We start from the raw sequence: 2,705 nt of genomic DNA, 5'->3' as shown, positions 1-2,705 counted from the left end.
AGCTTGGCGATCGGTGAACAGGAGATAGTCGGCGGGGCCAATGTCTGTCTGGTACTCGCGGACGGCGATACCAGGACTAATACTGAAGTCGAGCGCATCCTTGTGCTGGACCGACCAACCCGCCGCGCGCAGGCGGGCATCAATCTGATCCCGGGCGATTTGTACAGGCGTCTGGTTCACGTCAGTAGGCAAGCGGGCGCTCGGTTATTTGGGACTTCTTCTACCATGCGGGGCGCTGGTGCGGGTTTCAAGTACTCGGAAATCCTGGTAGTGATTAAGTTTGAACTTCCTTGCTTGCAGAAGCGTTCAGGGGCATTCTGTTCGTTGTTGGAAAGAGGATACTCCAGTGGCCCGGACGAGCGAACAGACGATTTCTAAAGCAGTTATGCGTATCGCAGCGAAGCGAAAGGACAGGACTGCAACTTTTAAGCGGCTTTACGCCGAGATCCCTGGTGACGTTGCGCTCACACAGGAAGACTGTCAGCCGTCTCAGACCCGAAACGGCGAACCTATGTGGCGTCAGATCGTGCGCAATATTCGGTCGCACCACCAAGTTCAAGGTAACGCCATAGCCGAAGGTTGGCTTGAGCACGTTCCGCGAGTTGGCTATCGTATAACCAAAGCAGGCATCAAGCACATCATTTAAGAATACTTCGCCTTGTAGCCTGGCTTGAACCACTTCAACTCAGTGCCGGGACTGTCTTTGTCCCACACAAACCACGCATAAGCAGTTGTCCCGCTGCCCCTTATGGTGGCGCCAGCAGGATAAAACGTAATCCTTTCGCTAAACACCCACACTCTAGACGGCGGGACTTGCGAAAAGATAGTTCGCTGCCGGTTGGCTCCCTCCAGAAAGGCGAGCCTCAAAAGCAGGGCAAGCTTCTTGCGTGAAGCTGAGAGGCCCGATCTGACAAAACCCTCAGCGGCGTTGTATGGGGGGTTGGTGATTACATTATCTGCGCGCCGTGATGTTTCCAAGAAGTCAATTCCGGCCTCGCCGTACCCCCGGTCATATAGATCAGAACTCTGGAGTTGCTGACCCGTTTCTTTCAAGACCTCAGACATTGCTCCGTTGCCACAAGCACTTTCCCAGATACCCCCCTCGAACCTCTCATTGTCGATTAGAGCCCACGTTGCCCAGGCAGGAGTTGGAAAGTAATCCGGGCCGTCCAAGTCGGCGAACCGCTTAATTGTCGGCTTGTATCCGCCGTTCAGTTTGTATGTCATGTCCATAGCAAAAGAATAGCAGAATCAGTGGGTTAGTCAATATCAGCTAAGTGATTCAAATGACTCAATTATTGGTGTGGTTCGATGCTCCAGCCTCCGGGCTCGCGGAGCCAGATGGCATCGAGAAGGATGGGCTGCCGGCTGATGCAGTTGCGGCAGTGCGCTTGCGGCATAGGGCTGCAGCAGTCGTTCCATTGAAAAGCCAGACAAGGTGTGCTGCCGCGCTGCTGCACGGCGCAAGAAGTATGAAACGGTCGCTCGAGGACGTTTCTGGCGCTGCTTTGCTGCCGCGAGATCGTCAAAACGTTTCAGCCTGTTCCGGTGAACATGGCCCCGTCGAACGGTGAAGCCACTTCGACCATTTTGATCTCGGTTCGGAAAACGGTTAGGTTGCACAGTGAAAGACGTGCCGCGCGAGATTGATGTCTATGCCAACGGCGCGAGGGAATCGCCCTTGAAAAAGTCGGGAAAGCTGCGAAGCATCCGAAGCGTGCGCCTCGGCACGACCGGAAGGGGCAGCACGCATCCCGAGCATCGCTATTATGGCTCGCGGTTGCCGGTCCTACTGTGAGTGCTTCTGTCGCGTCGGTGGGTCGACGGCGTGTCGGTGCACTTCTTTGCCATCGATCATCGCGACGGCCTGGTGCTGTTCGACACCGGTCTCGACCCGGCGATCGCACGCGATCCGCTCGGGTATCTGGGCAGCGCGCTGGCCGAGTTCTTCCTCAACCGTCTGTTTCGCTGGAAGATCAGCCCCGAAGACAATGTCAGCGACGAGTTGGCCCGCACCTGCGGCTCGTGATTAATCCGAGGCGCTGCGGCATGGCCAGCATCACGATCCGCAACCTGGACGATGAGGTGAAGCGCCGCCTGCGCATCCGCGGGGCCGCGAATGGTCGGTCCATGGAGGAAGAAGCGGGGAAGCTACTCCGGGCCGCGCTGGGCGATGCCGACCTGCCAGTCAATTTGGGGCGGCAATCCGAGCGCGTGTCGCGGCTCCGGGCGGGGCCTATCTCAACCTGCCTGCTCGCGACTCGACGCGCCCGGCGCCGGTGTTCGATCAGGGCTGATCTGGTCGGGCGCAAGGAGTCGGTAACTTTCGAGCCCCTCGCGCTAAAGGCTCTGTGCCTCAAGTCTTTGATTCCGGCGCGCTTGTCGGTAGGGTCTTCGGGTAACATCAAGTGAATCTTTGGCCCGGAGAGGGCTCCTGAACGAGGCAACCCGGTCCATGCCGAAACTGTCGCTGAGGGTGTGTATGCCACCGCCGTGGAGGTCGATTGCGTTCAATAGGCGTTGGTTGAGCATAGATTCGGCAAGCAAAGAAGTGGCGTGCGTCTGATGGCAGAGGGTTCGGAAAACTTGCTTCGCTACTGGCGGACATCGCTTGCTGATGGCGCACTGGGCGAAGGAAAGTTCACGCAAGGGGACCGCAAGAGGTTTGTCGAAGTGCCTGGCGACTCCCTGAAAACAGGCGTTCT

3 protein-coding genes and 1 pseudogene are annotated in these 2,705 nt (G+C 57.6%); 2 read left to right on the top strand and 2 right to left on the bottom strand.

Annotated elements, in window-relative coordinates; all coding sequences use genetic code 11:
- Together ACJWXQ_RS09280 and ACJWXQ_RS09275 are read right to left on the bottom strand one after the other, a co-directional pair.
- Nucleotides 1–192, bottom strand: a pseudogene (locus tag ACJWXQ_RS09280) (type III restriction endonuclease subunit R); the annotation flags it as partial.
- 450 nt (nt 193–642) lie between these two features.
- Nucleotides 643–1,227: a hypothetical protein gene (locus ACJWXQ_RS09275; RefSeq protein WP_406672658.1), complete on the bottom strand. Its 585-nt coding sequence runs from the start codon at nt 1,225–1,227 to the stop codon at nt 643–645.
- Nucleotides 1,228–1,828: 601 nt separating this feature from the next.
- On the opposite strand from ACJWXQ_RS09275, the gene ACJWXQ_RS09270 reads away from it, so the two are divergent.
- Both ACJWXQ_RS09270 and ACJWXQ_RS09265 read left to right on the top strand, forming a co-directional pair.
- A complete protein-coding gene (locus ACJWXQ_RS09270) occupies nt 1,829–2,029 on the top strand; it encodes a hypothetical protein (protein WP_406672657.1) in 201 nt (66 codons plus the stop codon).
- 20 nt (nt 2,030–2,049) lie between these two features.
- Nucleotides 2,050–2,412: a FitA-like ribbon-helix-helix domain-containing protein gene (locus ACJWXQ_RS09265; protein WP_406672656.1), complete on the top strand. Its 363-nt coding sequence runs from the start codon at nt 2,050–2,052 to the stop codon at nt 2,410–2,412.
- Nucleotides 2,413–2,705: the final 293 nt, after the last annotated feature.

Origin of the sequence: Natronospira sp. (genome assembly GCF_007134575.1) — a bacterium.
Classification (GTDB): Bacteria; Pseudomonadota; Gammaproteobacteria; order Natronospirales; family Natronospiraceae; genus Natronospira; species Natronospira elongata.
Note: the sequence above shows the minus strand (reverse complement) of the source record. Positions and strands in the feature narration are given on the sequence as shown.